The organism is Streptomyces sp. NPDC087215 (assembly GCF_044744885.1).
GTDB lineage: Bacteria > Actinomycetota > Actinomycetes > Streptomycetales > Streptomycetaceae > Streptomyces.
Map to the genome: position 1 here is coordinate 1 of NZ_JBIUZD010000003.1, position 18,722 is coordinate 18,722.

Annotated in this window: 10 protein-coding genes; 4 read left to right on the forward strand and 6 right to left on the reverse strand. The window is 74.7% G+C overall.

The window, feature by feature from the left end:
• Positions 1 to 468 precede the first annotated feature (468 nt).
• Positions 469 to 1,035, reverse strand: a complete 567-nt coding sequence (locus tag ACIO92_RS09425) for a MarR family transcriptional regulator (protein ID WP_366444895.1) — start codon at positions 1,033 to 1,035, stop codon at positions 469 to 471.
• Positions 1,036 to 1,166: 131 nt separating this feature from the next.
• Here ACIO92_RS09425 and ACIO92_RS09430 point away from each other — a divergent pair, with 131 nt between their 5' ends.
• Positions 1,167 to 2,465, forward strand: coding sequence for an MFS transporter (locus ACIO92_RS09430; RefSeq protein WP_402280341.1), 1,299 nt, complete (start codon positions 1,167 to 1,169; stop codon positions 2,463 to 2,465).
• On the opposite strand, the gene ACIO92_RS09435 is transcribed toward ACIO92_RS09430, so the two are convergent.
• Together ACIO92_RS09435 and ACIO92_RS09440 are read right to left on the reverse strand one after the other, a co-directional pair.
• Positions 2,462 to 4,099 carry a SpoIIE family protein phosphatase gene (locus ACIO92_RS09435; protein WP_366444893.1) on the reverse strand — a complete coding sequence of 546 codons (1,638 nt, stop codon included), beginning with the start codon at positions 4,097 to 4,099 and terminating at the stop codon, positions 2,462 to 2,464. The genes ACIO92_RS09430 and ACIO92_RS09435 overlap by 4 nt on opposite strands.
• A gap of 106 nt (positions 4,100 to 4,205) precedes the next feature.
• Positions 4,206 to 5,570: an FAD-dependent oxidoreductase gene (locus ACIO92_RS09440; protein WP_366444892.1), complete on the reverse strand. Its 1,365-nt coding sequence runs from the start codon at positions 5,568 to 5,570 to the stop codon at positions 4,206 to 4,208.
• A gap of 353 nt (positions 5,571 to 5,923) precedes the next feature.
• Here ACIO92_RS09440 and ACIO92_RS09445 point away from each other — a divergent pair, with 353 nt between their 5' ends.
• Positions 5,924 to 6,712 carry a helix-turn-helix domain-containing protein gene (locus tag ACIO92_RS09445; RefSeq protein WP_366444891.1) on the forward strand — a complete coding sequence of 263 codons (789 nt, stop codon included), beginning with the start codon at positions 5,924 to 5,926 and terminating at the stop codon, positions 6,710 to 6,712.
• A gap of 457 nt (positions 6,713 to 7,169) precedes the next feature.
• On the forward strand, positions 7,170 to 9,512 hold the full coding sequence (locus ACIO92_RS09450) for a sigma-70 family RNA polymerase sigma factor (protein ID WP_402280339.1): 2,343 nt from the start codon (positions 7,170 to 7,172) through the stop codon (positions 9,510 to 9,512).
• On the opposite strand, the gene ACIO92_RS09455 is transcribed toward ACIO92_RS09450, so the two are convergent.
• From ACIO92_RS09455 to ACIO92_RS09465, 3 genes are all read right to left on the reverse strand, one after another.
• Complete coding sequence (locus tag ACIO92_RS09455; RefSeq protein ID WP_402280337.1) at positions 9,499 to 13,074, reverse strand: AfsR/SARP family transcriptional regulator; 3,576 nt, start codon at positions 13,072 to 13,074, stop codon at positions 9,499 to 9,501. The two genes, ACIO92_RS09450 and ACIO92_RS09455, sit on opposite strands and share 14 nt — an antisense overlap.
• 518 nt (positions 13,075 to 13,592) lie before the next feature.
• Positions 13,593 to 14,183, reverse strand: coding sequence for a Uma2 family endonuclease (locus ACIO92_RS09460; protein ID WP_402280387.1), 591 nt, complete (start codon positions 14,181 to 14,183; stop codon positions 13,593 to 13,595).
• Between the two features lie 146 nt (positions 14,184 to 14,329).
• Positions 14,330 to 16,672 (reverse strand): asparagine synthase-related protein, encoded by a 2,343-nt coding sequence (locus ACIO92_RS09465; RefSeq protein WP_402280385.1) that lies wholly within the window; start codon positions 16,670 to 16,672, stop codon positions 14,330 to 14,332.
• A gap of 572 nt (positions 16,673 to 17,244) precedes the next feature.
• Between ACIO92_RS09465 and ACIO92_RS09470 the strand changes: the two genes are divergently transcribed.
• Positions 17,245 to 18,684 carry an MFS transporter gene (locus tag ACIO92_RS09470; RefSeq protein ID WP_366444887.1) on the forward strand — a complete coding sequence of 480 codons (1,440 nt, stop codon included), beginning with the start codon at positions 17,245 to 17,247 and terminating at the stop codon, positions 18,682 to 18,684.
• Positions 18,685 to 18,722: the final 38 nt, after the last annotated feature.

Below are 18,722 nucleotides of genomic sequence, written 5' to 3' on the forward strand. Positions count from 1 at the left end.
TTGGCACGCTGTTGAGTTCTCAAGGTGCGGACGCTTCCTTCGTTCCTGTTCCCAGGCCCTCCGGGCGCTTCCTTCGTTTCCGACTCTATCAGATCTTTCCGACCCGATTTCCTCGGTGCTTTCCGGTCCCTTTCGCTTTCGCTCCGGGCCCTTCCTGCGGTTCCGACTCTATCAGACCCTTTCGGCCCTGACTCCCAGTCAGCGGGTTTTGTCTTTGCGGCTGTTGGGCCGTTCCGACGTCTCGAACTCTAGCGGATTCCCCGGGCGGCCCATAATCGGGCCATTCGAATTGAATTCCGGCACGCCGAAATTCATCCCGGTGGGGAGATCGTGCTGAGTAAGAGGTGCCGCTCGCAGCGGCTGAGTGGTTGCCGAAGAACCGTTCCGGCTCTGTGACAACTCGGAGAACACTACGCATCCGGAAGGGGCGTGTCAACCCCGGTCCACGGAGCCGGTGGGCCCGGGTGTTCAGTCGAGGTCGGTGAGACGGCCGCCCGCGTCCGGCTGGGTCAGCTCCACGCGGCGCAGCAGACGGATGAGGATCTCGCCGAGGACGCCCCGCTCCTCTCCCGTGAGGTCCTGGAGCAGGTCCTCCTCGAAGGCGGTGGCCATCCGCATGGCCTCCAGCCACTTCGTACGGCCCTCGTCGGTGAGCTCCACGATCACGCGGACCCGGTTGTTCTCGTCGCGGTCGCGGGTGACCAGGCCCTCGCCGGCCATCCGGTCGATGCGGTGGGTCATCGCCGCGGGGGTGAGGCCGAGCCGCTTGGCCAGCTCGCCGGGACCGAGCCGGTAGGGCTCTCCGGAGAGGACCAGGGTCTTGAGGACCTCCCACTCCGCGTTGCTGATGCCGAGGTCGGCCAGCTGGCGTCCGTACGCCACGTTCATCCGGCGGTTCAGCCGGCCGAGGGCGGAGACGACCTTCTCCACCTGGGGGTCGAGGTCGCGGAACTCGCGCTGGTAGGCGGCGATCTGCTCGTCGAGGCTCGGCTCCTGGGGAGCCACCGGACCGGACCGCTCAGTGGTGTCGGACATGCGGCCGAGTATTCCACGGTCTCCGTTGGCGGTTAAGTCCTTCGACATGTACTGTTAAGACGTTAACTTTACTGTTGAAGTCTTCAAGGCTCAGGGGTACACCTCTGAACCTGTAGCCGAAGTGGGTGAGTGTGACCAAGGCGAGGGGCGCCGCGATGCGCCGTATTCAGGCAGGCAGCGCGCTGAGCGCGTTCGGACTCGGCTTCACCGTGCCGTACCTCTATGTGTACGTGGCGCAGGTGCGGGATCTGGGCGCGGCCACGGCGGGCATCGTCCTGGCCGTCTTCGCCATGGCCGCGCTCGTGGTGCTGCCCTTCAGCGGGCGCGTCATCGACCGGCGCGGGCCGGTGCCCGTGCTGCTCGTGGCCTCGGCGACGGCGGCCGTGGGCGCCGTGGCGCTGGGCTTCGCGTCCAGCGTGCCCGCGGCGGTGGGGGCGGCGGCGCTGCTGGGTGCCGGTACCGCCGTGCTCCAGCCCGCGCTGGCCACGATGATCGTCTGGTGCTCGACCCCGGTCGGGCGGACCCGCGCGTTCGCCATGCAGTTCTTCCTGCAGAACCTCGGGCTCGGGCTCGGTGGTCTGATCGGCGGGCTCCTCGTGGACACCAGCCGGCCGGGAAGCTTCGTCCTGCTGTTCTCGATCGAGGCCGTGATGTTCCTGGTGCTCGCGGTGGTCGTGGGGACCGTGCGGATGCCCGGGTCTCCGGCTCTGTCGGACAGCCGTCCCGCCGGGGGCGGCAAGGGCGGCGGGATGCGCGCGCTGCTCGGGCACAAGGCGATGGTGCAGCTGTGCGTCCTCGGCTTCGTCCTCTTCTTCGCCTGTTACGGACAGTTCGAGTCGGGTCTGGCCGCGTACGGCACGGAGGCGGCGGGCATCCAGCCGTCGACGCTGGGCATCGCGCTCGCCGCGAACACGGCGGTGATCGTGGCCGCGCAGTTCCTGGTGCTGAAGTTCGTCGAGCGCCGCAAGCGGAGCCGGATGATCGCGGCCGTGGGTCTGATCTGGACCGTGGCGTGGCTGATCGCCGGGTACGCGGGTCTGGGGAACGGCAGCCAGGCGATGGCCACGGCCGCGTTCATCTCCACGTACGCCCTGTTCGGGCTCGGTGAGGCGATGCTGTCGCCGACCGTGGCCCCGCTGGTGGCGGATCTGGCCCCGGAATCGATGGTCGGGCAGTACAACTCGGCGTTCGCGCTGGTCAAGCAGTTGGCGCTGGCCGTCGGTCCGGCCGTGGGCGGTCCCATGGGGGCCGCGCTGCACGGTCCGTACATCGTGACCTTCGTGCTCTTCTCGCTCGGCATCACGTTCCTCGCGGTGCGGCTCGGCAAGCAGCTCACGCCGGAGCAGAACCAGCCGTCGCTGGCCCTGCGCCCGTCGAAGGTCGTCGCCCGGCACGAGCCCGTGCGCGACAGCGAGACCGCTTCCGCCTAATCGCGGAGGGCGAACTCGCACCAGACCGCTTTGCCGCCGCCCGGAGTGCGGCGGCTTCCCCAGGACGAGGCGATCGTCGCGACGATGGAGATCCCGCGACCCGCCTCGTCCTCCGTTTCGGCCCGGCGGCGGCGCGGCAGGTGGTCGTCGCCGTCGGTGACCTCGATGATCAGGCGCCGGTCGGTGCGGCGGAGCCGCAGCCGCATGGGCGGGGTGCCGTGCTGGAGGGAGTTCCCCACCAGTTCGCTGGTGGCGAGGACGCCGAGGTCGCGGAGCTCCACGGGGAAGCGCCAGGACGACAGGACGCCGGAGGCGAAGGCACGCGCGCGGGGAGCTGCCTCGACACCGCCGAGGAGTTCCAGGGCCGCGTTGTGGAACAGCTCCGCGTCGGAGCCCTTGCGGGACGGGTGCTGGACGACGAGGACCGCCACGTCGTCGTCGTGCTCGGCGGTGACGCCCAGGGAGCGGAGCAGCCGGTCGCAGACCACCTGCGGGGTGCCGTCGGCGCCGGAGAGGGCGCGGGCCAGTGCGGCGACGCCCTCGTCGATGTCCTCGCGGCGGCGCTCGACCAGGCCGTCGGTGTAGAGGACGGCGGTGGAGCCGGGCGGCAGGGCGATGGAGCCCGAGGTGTGGAGCCAGCCGCCGGTGCCGAGCGGAGGTCCCGTCGGGTCCTCGGCCCGGCGGACCCCGCCGTCCTCGTCGCGGACGAGGATCGGGAGGTGGCCAGCGGAGGCGTAGACCAGCTTTCCCTCGCTGGGGTCGTGGATCGCGTACACGCAGGTCGCGATCTGGCTGGCGTCGATCTCGGCGGCGAGACCGTCGAGGAGCTGGAGCACCTCGTGCGGGGGCAGGTCCAGGCGCGCGTAGGCCCGGACGGCGGTGCGGAGCTGGCCCATGACGGCGGCGGCGCGCACGCCCCGGCCCATCACGTCCCCGATGACGAGCGCGGTGCGCCCGGCACCGAGGGTGATCACGTCGTACCAGTCGCCGCCGACCGCCGCGTCGGTGCCGCCGGGCTGGTAGGTGGCGGCGATCCGCAGGTCGTCGGGCTGTTCCAGTTCCTGCGGGAGCAGGGAGCGCTGGAGGGTGACGGCGGTCTCGCGGTGGCGGCGCTCGCTGGTCCGCAGCCGCTCGGCGGCCTCGGCGTGGTCGGTGACGTCCGCCGCGTGCACGAGGACCCCGCCGCCGTCGACGCGGGGGCTGTCGACGGGCAGGCAGGTGACCGTGTACGAGCCGCCGTCCCGGGTCCTGCGGGACTTCACGGTGCGGGGCTTGCCGCTGCGCAGGACCTGGTCCATGAGCGGCAGCAGGCCCAGCTCCTCCGCCTCGGGGCAGGTGTCGGCGACGGTGGCGCCCGAGGGGCGCGGTCCGAAGGCCGCGGCGTACGCGTCGTTGACGTACGCGATGCGGTGCTCCGGGCCGTACGCCAGGGCGATCAGGCCGGGGAGGCTGCCGAGCAGCTCCCGGACGGCGAAGTCCTCCAGGGTGGGGACGGCCGCTTCGGCCGCTTCGGGGGTGAGCTGCTCCCGCTGCCGCGCGTACTCACCGCGGGCGGCGGGCACGGAGCCTTCGCTCCCCTGCGCCGCGCGTCGCTGTGTGCCGGGGAGACGGGCGCTCCAACGGGTGAAGTTCACGGATCTGTATGCCTCGTGGTGTCGGTGCCGTGCAGAGTCACGCTGTGCAGGTGTGAGCCCACCTATGGTCACACGTCCAGTGTGGACGAGTGCACTGACAGTGATGTCAGGACGACCGCTCGTCGTCGGGGTCGGGCGGCGGTGCGGCCGCCAGTTCGAATTCGGCGCGCGGGTGTTCCAACGAGCCGAGGGAGACGATCTCCCGTTTGAACAGGCCGGACAGGGTCCACTCGGCGAGGACCCGGGCCTTCCGGTTGAAGGTGGGCACCCGGCTGAGGTGATAGGCGCGGTGCATGAACCAGGCCGGATATCCCTTGAATTTGCGTCCGCGGATGTGGGCCACGCCCTTGTGGAGGCCGAGGGAGGCGACGGAACCGGCGTACGCGTGCGCGTACTCCTTGAGGGGCTGCCCCCGCAGGGAGGCCGTGATGTTCCCGGCGAGGACCTTGGCCTGGCGGACCGCGTGCTGGGCGTTGGGGGCGCAGGCCGCGCCGGGTTCCCCGGCGGTGACGTCGGGGACGGCGGCGGCGTCCCCGGCCGCCCAGGCGTGTTCGACGCCCTCGACGGCGAGCCGGGCGGTGCAGCGGACCCGGCCGCGCGCGTCGAGCGGCAGGCCGGTCGCGGCGAGGACGGGGGCGGGCCGGACGCCCGCCGTCCAGACGACGGTACGGGTGGGCAGCCGGGTGCCGTCGCTGAGGACGGCGACGCGGTCCTCACAGGATTCGAGGCGGGTCCCCAGGCGTACGTCGATGTTGCGGCCGCGCAGCTCGCGGACGGCGTACCGGCCCATCTCCTCGCCGACCTCGGGGAGGATGCGGTCCGCAGCCTCGACGAGGACCCAGCGCAGGTCGTCGGGCTTGACGTTGTGGTAGTACCGCGCCGTGTAGCGGGCCATGTCCTCCAGTTCGGCGAGCGCCTCCACGCCCGCGTACCCGCCGCCGACGACGACGAAGGTGAGGGCGGCCTCGCGGACGGCGGGGTCGCGGGTCGAGGAGGCGATGTCCATCTGCTCGATGACGTGGTTGCGCAGCCCGATGGCCTCCTCGACGGTCCTGAAGCCGATGCCGTGGTCGCGGAGGCCGGGGACGGGGAGGGTGCGGGAGACGGAGCCGGGCGCGAGGACGAGTTCGTCGTAGGGGAGGGCGACGGCTCCGACCCCCTCCTCGGCGGTGGCGAGGGTCGCCAGGGTCGCGATCCGTTTGGTGTGGTCGACGGACCGGACCTCGCCGATGACGATCCGGCAGCGGCCGAGGACCCTGCGGAGCGGGACCACCACGTGGCGCGGGGAGATCGAACCGGCCGCCGCCTCGGGCAGGAACGGCTGGTACGTCATGTACGGCTCGGGGGTGACCACGACGATCTCGACGGCACCGGCTCCGAGCTCGGCCCTGAGCTGCCGCTGGAGGCGCAGCGCGGTGTACATGCCGACGTAGCCACCGCCGACGACGAGGATGCGCGCAGGTTCGGTCACTGTCCCATGACGCACCGCCGTCCGTTGTTTGTCCACAGGCCCGGCAAATTGTGTGACGGGAGGGGTGCGGAGGCGCGGGGTGGCGCGCGCTCCGGGGGCGGACGCAACCACGCAGGTCACGATGGCCGCACCGGGTCGTGAGGGGGGTCGGAATCGGGAGTGATCCGGTCCTTGCTCCGATCGGGGGGCGCACCGTACGGAACTCCCCCTTCTGAATTGACCCCGACTCAACTATGTTCGTACTTCGTCGGGGTGTCGGTGGGGAGCGCGTGGACCGATGCGCTCGCAGACCGGAAGTCCCGTTTCAGGGCGGGGAGTCTCCGGGGGGAGACACCATGAGCGGGGGAACGCTTATGCAGATTCAGGATTCACGCTGGCAGTCGGGTGCCGGTACGGCGACCGTGGACGACGGGTTCCACGCGGGCGCCGGTGGCGTCGACGCACGGATCGGCGCGTCGGCCGGTGGCCGGTCCGCGCCGCTGCGGGTGGACGCCCAGCGCAATCTGGAGCACGTACTGCGCGCCGCGCGCGAGGTGTTCGGCGAGCTGGGCTACGGGGCTCCGATGGAGGACGTGGCGCGCCGCGCCCGGGTCGGCGTCGGCACCGTCTACCGGCGTTTCCCCAGCAAGGACGTGCTGGTGCGCCGCATAGCCGAGGAGGAGACCTCCCGGCTGACCGATCAGGCGCGTGCCGCGCTCGGGCAGGAGGACGAGCCGTGGTCGGCGCTCTCCCGGTTCCTGCGGACCTCGGTGGCCTCGGGCGCGGGCCGTCTCCTGCCGCCGCAGGTGCTGCGGGTGGGCGTGGACGACTCGGTGGTGCTGCCGTTCTCCGACGGCACGGACGACGCGGCCCGGGTGCCGTACCAGCGGGGTGTCGGCGAGCCCGCCGACGCGCGCGTGGTCGCGCCGCGCGCCGTGCCCGCCGGTGAGCGGGACGACGCGGGGGCCTCGGAGCTCCTGGAGGTCGTGGGACGGCTCGTGGACCGGGCGCGGGAGGCGGGTGAACTGCGGCCGGACGTGACGGTGTCGGACGTGCTCCTCGTCATCGCCACCGCAGCCCCGGCGCTGCCGGACGCGGTGCAGCAGGCGGCTGCCTCGTCGCGCCTGCTCGACATCCTTCTCGAAGGGCTGCGCTCCCGGTAGAGGGAGCGGTGCGGGGGCGTTCGGCGCGGAGGGCCGTGCCGGTGCCGGAGACCGCCCCGGCCTGACCGTCCCGGCGCGGGAGACCGTCCCGGCGCGGGGTGCCTGACTCGTCCTCGTACGGCTCCGGTCTTCGGTGACGGGAGTCGGCCGGGGTTCCCGTGTGCCGTCGGTCACGGACGTGCCGGGGGGCTTGGTGCGCCGGGCGCCTCCGGGGCGCGGGGATCTCCGTGCGCCGGGCGCGCACCCCGTGGTGTGCGGAGACCGCCGGAGTGGCTGGGGGCGTCGCCCCTGCGTCCGGGCGGACCAACCGGCTGACACGAACGTGTGAGCGGTTACGCCCGGATATGCGAAGTCGCCCCGGACGAGTGGTAAGTGGACGCGGCGCTTCGGCGTGCCCGCGCTCTGTGGCAGGCTTGACCGGTGTTCGGGTCCGAGCGTGCGTACGGGGGCTTCCGCGATGAGCGGTGACAGTCGGGACGGTCCACTGGGCGGAGGCGGCTCGGAGACCGGTGGCCCGCCCTCCCGGCAGGTACCGAGCCAGGGCGGGCCTGGCGGCCAGTCCGGCGCCCCGGACACGGGCACGGCCGGTACCGAGCCCGGTACGGGCACGCCCGGCACGGACCCCCGGGAACTCGGCACGGACCCGCCGGACTACGACCCGGACGCCAGCGTGCCCCCGCAGCGGGCCGGGCACTCCCCCGCCACCGGGTGGGGACCCCGCCCCGACAGACCCTCGGGCACCGGGGGCACTCATCCCGGAGCGACGGCTCCCGGGGGCGTCGCGGGGGCGTCCACCGGGGGTTTCGGCGGAGACGGGGCGGGTGCCGGGGACTTCGGTGACTGGGGCTCCGGTACCGGGGACCCCCGTGCCGGTGACTCCGGTCCTGACGGCCTCACTACAGATAGCGCCGGTACAGATAGCACCGGTACAGATAGCACCGGTACAGACGGCTTCGGTACGGACAGCGCCGACGCGGAGAGCTTCGGTGACGAGGGCGAGGAGCCCGACACCGTACTGCCGCCGCCCCTCGAACTCCCGCCCTCCGACTCCGAGCTCGTCCAGCTCATGCGGGACGGCGACGACTCCGCGTACGAGGAACTGTTCCGCCGCCACTCCGACGCCGTGCGCCGCTACGCCAGGACCTGCTGCCGGGACGCGCACACCGCCGACGACCTGACCGCCGAGGTCTTCGCCCGCACCCTCCAGGCCGTCCGGGGCGGCGCCGGGCCCGAACAGGCCGTGCGCGCCTATCTGATGACCACCGTCCGCCGGGTCGCGGCGACCTGGGCCAGGACCCAGAAGCGCGAACACCTCGTCGAGGACTTCGCGCTCTTCGCCGCCGACGCCGCCCGTACCTCCGAGGTCTCCGACCAGGACACCCTCGACCTCGGCGCCGACGTCCTCGCCATGCACGAGGCCGAACAGTCCCTCGCCATGCAGGCCTTCCGCTCGCTGCCCGAGCGCTGGCAGGCCGTGCTGTGGCACACCACCGTCGAGGAGGAGTCCCCGAGCGAGGTCGCCCCGCTCTTCGGACTCACCGCCAACGCCACCGCCGTCCTCGCCAGCCGCGCCCGCGAGGGCCTCAAGCAGGCCTACCTCCAAGCCCACGTCAGCCAGTCCCTGACGGCGGGCGGCGACTGCGCCCGCTACGCCGACCGGCTCGGCGCCTACGCCCGCGGCGGTCTGCGGATGCGCGCCGAGCGCGGTCTGCGCAAGCACCTCGACGAGTGCGCCCGGTGCAGGCTCGCCGCCGGTGAACTCGCCCACGTCAACGCGGGCATCCCGGCACTGCTGCCGATCGCGGTCATCGGCTGGTTCGCCGCCGGGTACTCCCTCAAAGCCGCCGGGGTCGTCGCCGGTGGCGTCGCGGGCGCGGGCGCGGCCGGTGCCGCCGCAGCCGCCACCGGGTCCACCGGCACCTCCGGCGGCGCGGCCTCGGGCGGCGCCGTCGCCGAGGGCCTCGGCGCACCCGCGAAGGCGGGCATCGCCGCCGCCGTCGCGGTCGCCGCCGCCGCCGGGCTCGTCTGGGCGATGAGCGGGAACCCGCAGCCGGTCGCCGCGCCCCGGCCCGCCCAGCCGGTCGTCACCCCCGCCGTGCCGGCCGCCCCCGCCCCGCCGCCCCGGGCGGTGCCGAAACCCGTACCGCCGCCCCCGCCCGTACCGACCGTGGTGCCCGCGCCGACCCCGACGCCCACCCCGAGCCCCGAGGCGCCGACCCCCACACCGACCCCGACCCCGACCCCCACCCCGGAGCCGACGCCCCCGCCCGAACCCAGCCCCACCCCGACGCCCACCCCCACACCCAGCCCCGAGACGCCGTCCCCTGAGCCGGCCCCGACGACGCCGCCGCCCGAGCCGCCGCGCGTCTACCAGGTCAGCGAGCTGGAGTACGGGATCTTCGGCGACGGCACCAAGCCCGAGGTGTCCCTCTCCGACAGCGGCTGGATGTGGCAGCGGGAGAACCTGTCCATCGGCGGCACCCCGTACGCGCACGGGGTGAGCGTCCACTCGCCCTCCTCGCTGCTCATCGACCTGAACCGGCAGTGCACCCGCTACGACGCGGTCGTCGGCGTCGACGACCTGAGCGCCCTCCTCGGCATCGGCGGCGTCCGCTTCTCCGTCTACGGCGACGACGAGCGGCTCTGGCGCTCGGACGTGGTCCGGGCCGGTGACCCGCCGGTCCCGGTGGGGGTGGACATCTCCGGCCGCCGCACGATCCGGCTGGTCGTCGAGGAGCGGTCGGCGTTCGGCCGGGCCGCCGTCGCCGACTGGGCGGAGTCCCGGATCAGCTGCTCCTGACCACCGACTCCGCGAGGGCCAGCACCTCGTCGACACCGAGGCCCGCGCCCGCCGCGCGGGCCTCGGCCACGCCCGCCGGGCCCAGCGCCGCGAGCGCCCGCTCCGTCACCTGACCGGCGTCCCGCGCCCGGGGCACCGAGCGCGGCCCCCGGCCCGGCCACTCCTCCACGGCGGCCAGGACCCGTATCGCGGGACCCGCCGCGCCCGCCTCCGACAGGACGACGGCGAGACCCTCGGCCAGGCCCGTGGTGATGAACTCGGCGGACTCCGCGTCCCGTGCGACGCGCAGCGCCTCCACGGCCGTGGCGACCGCGTCCGCACCGGGCTCCTCCTGCGACCGCACGCGGGCCGTGAGCCCCACCATCACCGCCGCGAAGTGCGGCGGCGGCGCGCCGGTCGCCACCGTGGCGCCCGCCGTCTCCAACTGGGCGCGGGCCTCCGCCGTCGCACCCCGGTGGACGGCGAGGGTGGCGCGCAGGAAACACACGTACACGCCGGAGTCCCGCACGTGGTGGCGCTCCGCCTCGTGGGCGGCCTCGTCCAGGCCCCGCTCGGCGGCCTCCGTGTCGCCCATGCGGAAGGAGAGTTCGGCCAGGCGGGCGAGGAGGAACGGGGACTCGGCGTGCGCGCCCACCTCGCGGGCCAGCCGCAGGCCCTCCACGTACGCCTCACGTGCCTCCTCGCTGCGCCCGCGCATCATGTGGGCCTCGGCCGTGGCGCTGGCGATCTGCGCGCCCATCCAGCGGTCGCCGACCCGGCGGGCGAGGACGGCCAGCTCGGCCAGGTCCTCGTCGACGCCGGGCATACCGCCGGGCATGTCGACGACCATGTGCGTACGGAACATCAGGCTGACGCCGATCTCCCAGTCACCGCCGTAGCGGCGGCAGTTGGCGACGGCCGCGTCGAGCAGCCCGCGGATCACGGCGGGTTCCTCGGTGAGGTACGAGGTGAACGGCCAGAGCAGGCCGGGGAACCGGGCGGCCTCGGGTCCGGGGCGGGCCCCGAAGGCGTGCCGCACCCGGCGGACCAGCGCGATCGTCTCCGGCTGCTGGAAGTCGCCCACGGTGTGGCTCTCGACCGCGAGGAAGAACTGGAGCATCCGCAGACGCATCCGGGGCCAGTGCCGGGGGTCGTCCTCGTCGTCCGGGTCGGTGCCGAGGGCGGCTGCCCGGTCGGCCCAGTTCAGGCCCTCGGGGCGGTAGTTGCGCAGCCACCAGAACCAGCCCATGGCGAAGACGAGCCGGTGGGCGGCGGCCTCGTCGGGGGCGGTGACGAGGGTGCGGTGCAGGGCGGCCCGGATGTTGTCGAGGTCGCCCTCGATCCGCTCGATCCACGGAAGCTGCTCGGCAGACCGCAGCTCGGGCTCCGCCGCCTCGGCGAGGGCGGTGAAGTGGGCGGTGTGGACGGCCTCGGCGGCGGCCAGCAGCTCCGGGGTCCCGGCGGCGCGCCCGGCCGCGTACTCGTGGATGGTCTCCAGGAGCCGGTAGCGCATCTCGCCGCCGGTGGCGGGGGTGGCGACGACGAGGGACTTGTCGACCAGGGCCCCGAGGACGTCGGCGGCGCGCGGGGAGAGCGCCTCGGCGGCGGCCAGGTCCCAGCCGCCCGCGAAGACCGAGACCTGGCGCAGGAGGGTCCGTTCGTCCTCGTCGAGGAGGTCCCAGGACCAGTCGACGACCGCGCGCAGGGTCTGCTGCCGGGGCAGGACGGTCCGGGAGCCGGAGGTGAGGAGCCGGAAGCGGTCGTCGAGACGGTCGGCTATCTGTCTGGGGGTGAGCAGCCGCAGCCGGGCCGCGGCGAGTTCGATGGCGAGCGGGAGTCCGTCGAGGCGGCGGCAGATCTCGTCCACGGCCGCACCGCCGTCCCGGGCCAGGTCGAAGGAGGGGCGGACCGCGCGGGCCCGCTCGGTGAAGAGGCGGTGCGCGGGGTGGGGCGGCAGGGGCTCGACGGGGCGGACGGACTCGCCGGGGACCCCGAGGGGTTCGCGGCTGGTGGCGAGGACGCGGAGGCCGGGGCAGTGGGTGAGGAGGGTCTCGGCGAGGGCGGCGGCCACGTCGATCACGTGCTCGCAGTTGTCGAGGACGAGGAGCAGCGGGCGGCGCGCGAGGTGCTCGACGAGACGGGCGGCGGGGTCGTCCTGGAGGGCCGTGCCCTCGCGGTTGATCAGGTTGACCTCGCGGAGGCCGAGCGCGGAGAGGACGGCGCCGGGTACGGCCCCGGGGTCGTCGAGCGGGGCCAGCTCGGCGATCCAGGCGGCGGGCCCCTCGGCGCGCAGCGCGGCCTCCTCCGCGAGCCGGGTCTTGCCGGAGCCGCCGGGCCCGGTGAGCGTGACGAGCCGCGAACGGGTCAACTCGGTCCGTAGCGCGGCGAGTTCGGGCTCCCGCCCGACGAAGGAGGTGAGCCGGGGACGGATGTTGCCGGGAGTGGGGGTGAGGGTGGGGGGCTGGGCGGGGGCAAGACCGAGCGCCCGGTCAGGGGCGGAACTGATGACCCGGTCGGGGGCCGGGCCGGAGGCCCGGTCAGCGACCGGGCTGGTGCCCCCGGCCGGGGTGGAGCCGGGCGCCGTGCCGGGCTCGGGAGGTGGGGAAGGGGCAGGCGTACGGGGCGAGGGGGCGGGTTCCTGGGACGGACGGGGGTGGCGATCCGGTGGGAGCGGGGGCCGGAGGCCGGGTGGGGCGGCGGGGCCCGGGGGCTCGCCCGGATCGCGGCTCGGGTGCCTGTCCGGGCGCCGGCTCAAGGGCTTGTCCGGGGAGGTGCTCCGGGGGGCGCTCGGGGAGAGACCCCGGTGCGGGCTCCGGGAGATGCCCGGGGCCCGCCTCGGGGAACTGTTCGAGGGCGGGCTCGGGGGCGTGCCCGTGAGGAGTGCGCGGTGGAGGGCGGTGAGCTCGGGGCCCGGGTCGGCGCCGAGTCCGTCCGCGAGGGTGCGGCGGGCCGCCTCGTACGCGGTGAGGGCGTCCGCGTGCCGCCCCTCGGCCCGCAGGGCGCGTATGAGGTGGGCGCGGAAGGTCTCGTCGTACGGATACGTGGTCGTCAGCTCGGACAGCTCCGGTACGAGTCCGTCGGTGGCGCCCCGGCGCAGATCGGCCTCGACGCGCCGCCGCAGGGCCGCGAGCCGCTGGGCCTCGGGGCGGACCCCCGCCGGGTCGGGCAGGTCGGCGAGGGCGGGGCCGCGGAAGAGCGCGAGGGCTTCTCCGAGGAGCGCGGCGGCGGTGTCGGGGTCGCCCGCGTCGAGACGGGCGCAGGCGTCCCGGACGCGGCGCTCGAAGACGTACAGGTCGATGTCGTCGGGGGCGGCGACGAGCCGGTAGCCGGGTCCGGGGGTGGAGACGACGGCCTCCCGGCCGAGGACGCGGCGGAGGCGGCCGACGAGGGCCTGGAGTGCGGCGGGGGCGTCCTGCGGCGGTTCGTCGCCGTACACGTCGGCGGCGAGTTCACCCGTGGAGGCCGCCCGTCCGCCGCGCAGGGCGAGCGCGGCGAGCAGCGCGCGCAGCCGGGCGCCGCCGAGGGGGAGGGGCGTGCCGTCGGGACGAAGGGCCTCGGTGGTGCCGAGGATGAGATACCGCACCGGCTCATTGTGTCCGGTGGTCCGGGCGGGCGCCTCGGGGTTTACCCCGGAGTGTCCCTGGTAAGGCCCCGGGGGCGTGCGCGCGGGGGCGCGTGGGGCGTGCGGCATCGGAGGCGGGACGCGGGCGGGTCCACGCGGGCGTACGGCACCGGACGGGAGCAGGTCCACGCGGGGTGCGGGCGGGAGGGGAAGCGGGAGTGCGCCGGACGCCTACGGGGTGGGGAGGACGGTCTCCGGACGCTGGTGGCCCGTCAGGCGTGGGCGGCCCCTCGCTCGCGTACGGCCTCCGGACGCGGGTGGCCCCGGACACGGGTGGCACCGGACGCGGTTGGCACCTGGAGCAAGTGGCCTCTGAGGGCGGCCCCGAGGGGGCGTTCTCCGGACACGTACGGCCGCTGAAGGGCGGGCGGCCCCGGACGCGTACGGCCCCCGTGGGACGGGCCGCCTCCGGACGGAGGTCGGGTCAGGTCAGGTCAGGTCAGGTCAGGTCAGGTCAGGTCAGGTCAGGTCAGGTCAGGTCAGAACGCGCCGGTGTCCAGTTCGAAGCCGAGGGGGGCCGGGAGCGGGACGACCGTCCCCAGCTTGTGGACGTGCTTGTGGGTGTAGTCGTCGCCCCGGGGTTCGGCGCAGACGACCGCCTCACCGGCCTCGCGGTCGACGAGCAGGTACAGGGGGATGCCCGCGCGCGCGTAGGCCCGGATCTTCTGTACGCGGTCACGGCTCGCGGTGGAGGAGGAGGTCACCTCGGCGACGAGGAGGACGGGGCCGGGCGCGTGCCACTCGTGCTGGTCGTCGAAGCTGCCCTTGGGGGCGATGACCAGATCGGGAATGACCCGGACGGCGTCGGTGGTCCCGGGGAGACTGAGGCCGATGCCGGTGTAGCGGCCGACCCCCTTGTCATGGTCTCGGACCTGCCCGTTCAGTTCCGACACGATCTCCTCGTGCTCGCCATTGGCCGGAGGCACCACGTAGATCTCTCCTTCGATCAGCTCCACGCGCCAGCCCTTGGGTGCCAGCGCACTGAACAGCTCGAAGGTCTCTCCGACACTCGCGCCCTCGTGGTCGGGCGTGCCCGGGGAGAACGCTTCTTCCGGAACCGGCAGGGGCATCGCCATGCTGGACCTCCTTCGCTCGGTGCGACGCTCTCAGCTTAGGGCGGGCGGTCCCGCCGGGTCGGGAACCGCTTCACCCGAACGAGCGTGCTGAGACGTTTCCGCCGTTCCCCGCCCCACAAGCCCTCACGGCCCGGCGCGCCTCACGCCAGGAGCGATCTCGACGCCGGGACCAGGGGGCCCTGGACCGCGCGGTGGGCGCGGGGTTCCGCGGTGCTGGTCCAGCAGGAGCCCCGGCGGGCCAGGAGGCGGCGGAGCCAGAGTTCGGTGGAGACGAGGTCGGCGAGGCCGTCGAGGGGGACGGGGGCGCCGTCGGCGGCGGCGCGCAGGGCCTCGCGGACGACCCTGGCCTCGACGAGGCCCGCGTCGGCGAGCAGCGGGGCGTCGAAGAGGGCCATGAGGTGGGGGAGGGCGGCGCGCAGCCCCGCGCGGGCGGCCGCGGCCGGGACCGCCGGGTGCGGGGCGCCCCAGCCCGTCGGCAGCTCGTGGACGCCCGCGCCGGAGAGGACGGTGCGGAGCACGCCCGCGCGTGCGTCGGGCTGGACCCGGAGCGATTCGGGCAGCGCCCGGCAGGCGCGGACGACCTGGTTGTCCAGGAAGGGGGCGTGCAGTCGCTGGCCCCGGATCTCGGCGGCCTGTTCGAGGACGCGGTGGTCGGCGGCGGCGCGGACGAGGGCGGCACGTGCGCGTGCCTCGCCCGGCCGCTGGACGGAGGCGGGCAGGGTCGCCGCCCGGTGCAGACGAACCGATACTTCGGCCAGCGCCTCCCCCGTCAGCCAGCGCGCGGCGGGCCCCGGCCGCGACCAGGCCAGTGCGGACAGGGAGGCGCCCAGCGGGCCGAAGTCGTCCTGGGGGGCGCGGTTCGCCTCCAGGACCCGCCGGGCGGCGGCCTCCAGGCCCGTGCGGTACGGGGTGCGGGCCAGTCTCCGGGCCGCCCGGTAGACGGTCAGCGGCACCAGGAGCGAGCCCGCCGAGGGCCCCGAGGCCTTGGCGAGCGCGGTCACGGGGCGGACCAGGGACCGGCGCCTGCGGTCCATCAGGAGGTCGGCGAGGCGCGCGGGGTGCGCGTCGAGGACCTGTTTGGCACCCATGCCGGTGAAGTGGTCGGCGCTGCCGCCCGCGAGCCGTCTGCGGTGCCGTTCGGCGGAGACGAGGGCGGGTCCCGGCTCGTCGGTGAGCGGCCCGTCCAGGGCCGCGTACGGCAGGGCCTCCTCGCCCGCCGCGACGACCACGTGGTGCAGGCGCGGGTCGGCCGCCAGCTCACCCGCCCGTTTGAGCTCCTCCGCGCGGCCGGACCCCGCGCGCGTGGCGAGGTCGTTGAAGGTGACGGCGAGGAGCCGTTCGCCCGCTCCGGTGCCGTGTCCGGTGATCGTGCCGGGCACTCCGGGGAGCCCGGCGGCGAGCAGGGCGAGGGTGCCGGAGGCGCTGCCGCCGGAGAGGTCGGCGCCGATGCCGGGGGCCGGGCCGGCGCCCCGGGCGGCCCGCCGGTCGGCGGGGCCCATGCCGGGGACGGGTCCGGGATCGGGCAGGGGGGCCTCGGGGGCGTGCCGAGGGGCGGTGAGCCGGGCCCGTACGGCTTCGACGAGGGCGTCCCTGACGCCTTCGACGGCCTGTCGGGGGTCCGCCTCGGGGGCGGCGACCGCGAGCGAGGCGACCTGTTCGTATCCGGTGATCTCGCGGGCGCCCTCGCGCAGGATGAGGGCGTGGCCCGGGGGGACCCGCCGGACCCCTTCGTAGGGGGTGGTGTCGCGCAGGGCCTCGGGGGTCTCGGGGCAGGCCAGGAGGGCGGCGAGGTGGCCGATGTCGAGCTGGGCCTCGACGAGGTCGGCGAGCGGCAGGGCGGCGGTGGCGTAGGCGGTGCCGCCCGCCCAGGGGGTGTGGAAGACCGGCCGGGCGCCCGCGACATCACCCGTGACGGTGACGCGTCGACCGGCCTTGACGACCGCGGTGTAGCTACCGGGCCAGGCGGTGAGGTGGCGCAGGGCGCCGCCGCGCGCGGTGAGCAGGCCGATGCGGAGGTCCTCGTCGCTCGCGGCGCAGCAGCCGAGGACGGCGAGCCGGGTCCGGTCGTCGACGGCGATCACGCGGACCTCGTCGGGGCGCCAGTCGCCGACCGCCCACAGCGGGTCGGGGTCGCCCCAGAGGAGTTGTGCGCCCACCGGTTGCACCGTGCGCCCCTCGGTGGCGGTGGTGGGGCCCGCGCCGGAGGTCCGGGAACCGCGGCCGTCCCCGGGCGTGCCGTGCGCGCCGCTGACGTACCCGCCCCGCTCGTCGCCGTAGCCGCCGGGGCCGCCGTGTCCGCCTGGCCCGGCGCCGTATCCGCCCCGTCCGCCGCCGGGGCCGTCGTACCCGTCTCCGTACCCTCCGCCGTACCTCTCGCCGTGTCCCGAGGGGGAGCCGTACGGGCCGCTCGTCGGTCCCGTCCGTGGCCCGGGGGCGGCGGCGAGGTTCGCGGCGGCACTGCTCCAGCCCACCAGCCATCGCATCGGCGCCTCCACGTCCGTTCCGGTGGAGGACATGCTGCCACGACAACGGCGCACGGGGCGGAGACGGGGTGCAGGGGCGCGAAAGGTGAATGCGCCCCTGGCATGGGCCAGTTGGGCACCGACGTCATTCGGCCAAATATCGCCCCTGCCCCGAGGGGCGGGAAGGCGCGCGGGCACGCGTCGGCGCACCCCGGCGACGGCCGGGCCTCCGGCAGTCCGGGGGGCACGCGCGCCCCCCGGAGCCGTCCGCCGCCCGCGGGGAATGGGGCGGCGATGTCCCCCAGCCCACTGGTCCGGGACACCGCTCCCGGCCGAACGGGCCGACCCACGCGTCATTCATGGAAGCGTTCTCCGGCCGAGGACGACGAGAGCGCACGGCCGGGCGCACGGCCACACGGCGGGAGCACGGGCCGGACGGCCAAGAACGATCGTCGGTCGTTCACACAACAATCTCGCCATACGGAACACCGCCCCTTAACGGTAGGGATGCGGCGAACTACGCTGTGCTTACGAATGCCGCACGCCTATGCCCGGTGTCGTGGCGGCCGTCTGGGTGGTCGAGGGGTGGCGTCATGTCCAGGGAGCAACGCGGGCCGAACGAAAAGCTCGGCACGGTTCTCGGCCTCGCGGGAATCAGCAACGCCGGGCTCGCCCGGCGCGTCAACGACCTCGGTGCGCAACGGGGTCTGACGCTTCGTTACGACAAGACCTCGGTCGCCCGGTGGGTGTCCAAGGGCATGGTGCCGCAGGGCGCGGCGCCGCATCTGATCGCCGCCGCGATCGGGCAGAAGCTCGGCCGTCCCGTGCCGCTGCACGAGATCGGGCTCGCGGACGCCGACCCGGCGCCCGAGGTGGGGCTCGCCTTCCCGCGCGACATCGGCGAGGCGGTCCGCTCGGCGACCGACCTGTACCGGCTCGACCTCGCCGGACGCAGGACCGGGGGCGGGATCTGGCAGTCGCTCGCCGGGTCGTTCGCGGTGAGCGCGTACGCGACGCCCACCTCCCGCTGGCTGATAACGCCCGCCGACCCTTCGGTGGAGCGGGACGCGCCGCGCCCGGCGGGCGCCCCCAGACCCGGGACGGTCGCGGAGCACGTGCGCGTGGGCCACAGCGACGTCGCCAAACTCCGCGAGGCGGCCGAGGACGCCCGCCGCTGGGACTCCAAGTACGGCGGCGGGGACTGGCGCTCCTCGATGGTGCCGGAGTGCTTACGGGTGGACGCGGCCCCGCTGCTCCTCGGCTCGTACTCGGACGAGGTCGGCAGGGCCCTCTTCGGCGCGACCGCCGAGCTGACCCGGCTCGCCGGCTGGATGGCCTTCGACACCGGGCAGCAGGAGGCGGCCCAGCGCTACTACATCCAGGCCCTGCGGCTCGCCCGCGCCGCCGCCGACGTGCCCCTCGGCGGTTACGTCCTGGCGTCCATGTCCCTCCAGGCCACCTACCGGGGCTTCGCCGACGAGGGCGTGGACCTCGCCCAGGCGGCGCTCGAACGCAACCGGGGGCTCGCCACCGCCCGCACCATGTCCTTCTTCCGGCTGGTCGAGGCGCGGGCGCACGCCAAGGCGGGCGACGGGGCGGCCGCGGCCACCGCGCTCAAGGCGTCCGAGGGCTGGCTGGAGCGCTCCCGGGACGGCGACGGCGACCCGAGCTGGCTGGGCTTCTACTCGTACGACCGGTTCTGCGCCGACGCGGCCGAGTGCTACCGCGACCTGCGGATGCCCCGTGAGGTCCGCCGCTTCACCGAGCAGGCGCTCTCCCGGCCGACCGAGGAGTTCGTCCGCTCGCACGGGCTGCGCCTCATCGTCTCCGCCGTCGCCGAACTGGAGTCGGGCAACCTGGACGCCGCCTGCGCGGCGGGCACGCGCGCGGTGGAGGTGGCGGGCAGGATCTCGTCGGCACGGACCACGGAGTACGTACGGGACCTGCTGCACCGGCTCGAACCGTACGGGGACGAACCGCGCGTCATGGAGCTGCGGGAGCGCGCCCGCCCGCTGCTCGTCGCACCGGCGTGATCCGCGTCCCACGGCTCGGGCGTTTAACCGCGTTGTCA

Excerpts from the sequence above, each read along its gene's own strand:
- ACIO92_RS09425 (WP_366444895.1), bottom strand. The coding sequence starts at position 1,035 with ATGTCCGACACCACTGAGCGGTCCGGTCCGGTGGCTCCCCAGGAGCCG.
- ACIO92_RS09445 (WP_366444891.1), top strand. The coding sequence starts at position 5,924 with ATGCAGATTCAGGATTCACGCTGGCAGTCGGGTGCCGGTACGGCGACC.
- ACIO92_RS09450 (WP_402280339.1), top strand. The coding sequence starts at position 7,170 with ATGAGCGGTGACAGTCGGGACGGTCCACTGGGCGGAGGCGGCTCGGAG.
- ACIO92_RS09460 (WP_402280387.1), bottom strand. The coding sequence starts at position 14,183 with ATGCCCCTGCCGGTTCCGGAAGAAGCGTTCTCCCCGGGCACGCCCGAC.
- ACIO92_RS09465 (WP_402280385.1), bottom strand. The coding sequence starts at position 16,672 with ATGCGATGGCTGGTGGGCTGGAGCAGTGCCGCCGCGAACCTCGCCGCC.
- ACIO92_RS09470 (WP_366444887.1), top strand. The coding sequence starts at position 17,245 with ATGTCCAGGGAGCAACGCGGGCCGAACGAAAAGCTCGGCACGGTTCTC.